At 44.1% G+C, this 3,149-nt stretch carries 5 protein-coding genes; 2 read left to right on the forward strand and 3 right to left on the reverse strand.

Going from position 1 to position 3,149, the window contains the following annotated elements; genetic code table 11:
- Positions 1 to 181, reverse strand: a 181-nt coding sequence (locus tag A3735_RS31790) for a hypothetical protein (RefSeq protein WP_231882511.1), incomplete at its 3' end; no start/stop codon positions are given.
- A gap of 183 nt (positions 182 to 364) precedes the next feature.
- On the opposite strand from A3735_RS31790, the gene A3735_RS08560 reads away from it, so the two are divergent.
- Positions 365 to 1,519 (forward strand): IS110 family transposase, encoded by a 1,155-nt coding sequence (locus A3735_RS08560; protein WP_068510169.1) that lies wholly within the window; start codon positions 365 to 367, stop codon positions 1,517 to 1,519.
- A 415-nt stretch (positions 1,520 to 1,934) separates the two neighbouring features.
- Here the strand turns inward: A3735_RS08560 and A3735_RS08565 are convergent, their stop codons facing one another.
- Complete coding sequence (locus A3735_RS08565) at positions 1,935 to 2,255, reverse strand: hypothetical protein (protein WP_068634255.1); 321 nt, start codon at positions 2,253 to 2,255, stop codon at positions 1,935 to 1,937.
- Between the two features lie 89 nt (positions 2,256 to 2,344).
- Positions 2,345 to 2,683: a hypothetical protein gene (locus A3735_RS08570; protein WP_068637917.1), complete on the reverse strand. Its 339-nt coding sequence runs from the start codon at positions 2,681 to 2,683 to the stop codon at positions 2,345 to 2,347.
- 102 nt (positions 2,684 to 2,785) lie between these two features.
- On the opposite strand from A3735_RS08570, the gene A3735_RS08575 reads away from it, so the two are divergent.
- Positions 2,786 to 3,149 (forward strand): transposase (locus A3735_RS08575; protein ID WP_156499539.1); only part of this gene is annotated, 364 nt, incomplete at its 3' end.

Consider the following 3,149-nt stretch of genomic DNA (forward strand, 5'->3'; position numbering starts at 1 on the left):
TATTTTGATTGTTACAAAATGCAAATGCTTCTTTATATACATCAGCTTTAACACTGCCACCAACCACATCGAATCCTTTTTGGGATCTAGAAATCAAATACGTATCTATCCCTATAGGGATTACGCCTGATGATGTTGCACAACCGGAAACTAATAAAACAATAAAGAATATTCTCTTCATTTATCTCTTCACTCCTTGGCCAAACTTTATTCATACGCCCAGTTCATTGGGTATGCATCTTTGCTGAATTTACATAGACATAATGACTCCCCACGTCCCAAAAGAGTGCTGACCTCCTATCGTGGGTTAGCAAAGCCAGAGCCATAATATATGTGTCATACCATATAAGCGGAGGCCAGCACCATGAAAAACAATACCATAATTTTTGTCGGATTGGACACCCATAAGGAGTTCACCGAAGTCGCATATTGCGAAGATCAACGAGGCTCAGAAGTAAAGCATCTTGGAAGAGTTTCTTCAGCCAAAGTATCACTTACCAAGATGGCAAGACAGTTTGAAAGCAAATACCCGCAGGCTACCCTGCATTTTGTTTATGAAGCAGGCCCCTGTGGCTACTGGATTTATCGATTGCTGACAAGCTTAGGCCATTGTTGCTATGTTGTTGCGCCATCACTGATTCCAAAGAAACCCGGACAACGCGTGAAAACAGATAAACGCGATGCACAAGATTTAGCTCGTTTGGTTCGTAATGGCGACCTTGATCCGATTTACGTTCCTGAACCCGCAGATGAAGCAATACGAGATCTATCTCGAGCACGTGAGCGTGCAATGCATGATTTGAATAATGCACGTTTCCAGCTAAAAGCCTTGCTGCTCAGAAACCATATTAACTATTCAGGCAAATCAAATTGGAGCTTAAAACACCTTCGTTGGTTAACAGAGATCATCTTACCTCATCCTAGTCAGCAATTTGTCTTGCAAGAGATGATTCAAACCATTTCAGAACGCAATGCTCGACTAGAGCGTCTGGACAATGAACTCGCCCATCACGTGAAGCAATGGCGATATTATCCGGTTGTGAAAGCGATACAAGCCTTGAGAGGCGTTCGACTGCTCACCGCCACTGGTGTCATTGTAGAGCTAGGAGACTTAACACGATTTGATAGCCCTAGAAAACTGATGAGTTATATCGGAACGACGCCCTCCGAACATTCAAGTGGAGGAAAACGACACTTAGGCGCGATCACCAAGTGTGGAAATGGGCGAGCGAGGAGATTGTTAGTTGAGGCTGCACATAGCTATCGCTATCCCGCAAAGATATCGAAGGAATTACAGCTCAGGCAGGAAGGATTGCCGAAAGAGGTAATTGATCAAGCTTGGCAAGCACAACAGAGATTATGTAGACGATATCAACGACTAATACACAAAGGTAAACATCGAAGTGTCGTGGTAACGGCGATCGCACGAGAACTGATAGCTTATATCTGGTCAATCTCGAAGGAAGTCACCTTACCCAGAATAGATCCAAAAACACGAATCTCACGCGTACCCGCTTAAGTAGATAAGGAATAATACATGAACAAGTTTAGCGTCAATGCAAAAGATCAAGCAGCGGCTGTGGTGCAATCACCGAAGGCGTTAGGTTGGCAATGAGCTAGCAGTACATTGATCCACGAGCATAGACTGAAGACAGGCACCACGACGTAATAAGTAAGGTTGGATAGGTTAACGCGTCGCGTTAGCAACCCACGAATACCAGCATGATCACCGTCGAAATTACTTGCTTCATCTGATGCGTTGACGCTTCCCTAACGGGAAGAATGTTAATTAAAAAGAAAGGCTCTGGCCGAGGTTCCGGCAGGATTTTGTGCGGGCCTCTTGACGTGGGGAGTCATACCAACGCCTTTAGCTGCGGCGAGCGATAGCGAGTCCAGCCCCGGGGCTTTTTCCGGGGCGAGGCAGGCTAAACTTGTTAGAGTTGATTGAATACTTTTGCTGCATTGTTCTTAATTGATTCCTGGCAAAGCTCAGACTCTACGCATTGTTTAAGTTGAATTTGAAGAGACACGGACAAACTGCTTAAAGTTTCCCTAGCCTGAATAACATTGCCATGATCAATATCTTTGATTGCTTCGCTAACCAGCGAGCGATCTATTAAAGCTTGACCAGCAGTGCTAGACAACCACCTTGCCGTAGTATCTTTATTAGCAACTGAGTAACCGTAACCACCACCAATTAAAAAGGCTACGACTACTAGAATAACAATGGAGATTGCCTTTAATTTCTTTTTCATATTTTTACTCTAACGCTTTTAGCTGCGGCCGAGCGCAGCGAGGTCCAGCCCAAGGTTCCCTTGGGCGATGCAGGCTAAACTGGTTATGATTAACTTCCCCATTTATGTGCCCCAGATATAAACCAGCCTTTATCATTTTTGTCGAAATAGTAGGTAAAGCCTTCTTGGTTTTCTCTGCTTTCGAGCTTACCAGCCATTACATCTAAGCACTTGGGTGACCAGAAACTCATATATACGATAGTTTGGCCCTCTAATAAGGAAATGATTTTCGGCATTTCTTGGGACAAAAATTCTGGAGTAACACCTAATACTGGAAAGTGAGCTTTGGGCTTTCGGAATTCCTCACAGGCTTGAGAGGCCCCTGATAAAAGTAGTAGGAATACAATAAGCACACCTTTATACATTTTTACTTCCTTGATCATAGACATAATGACTCCCCACGTCCCAAAAGAGTGCTGACCTCCTATCGTGGGTTAGCAAAGCCAGAGCCATAATATATGTGTCATACCATATAAGCGGAGGCCAGCACCATGAAAAACAATACCATAATTTTTGTCGGATTGGACACCCATAAGGAGTTCACCGAAGTCGCATATTGCGAAGATCAACGAGGCTCAGAAGTAAAACATCTTGGAAGAGTTTCTTCAGCCAAAGTATCACTTACCAAGATGGCAAGACAGTTTGAAAGCAAATACCCGCAGGCTACCCTGCATTTTGTTTATGAAGCAGGCCCCTGTGGCTACTGGATTTATCGATTGCTGACAAGCTTAGGCCATTGTTGCTATGTTGTTGCGCCATCACTGATTCCAAAGAAACCCGGACAACGCGTGAAAACAGATAAACGCGATGCACAAGATTTAGCTCGTTTGGTTCGTAATGGCGACCTTGATCCGA

The organism is Oleiphilus sp. HI0061, assembly GCF_001635675.1.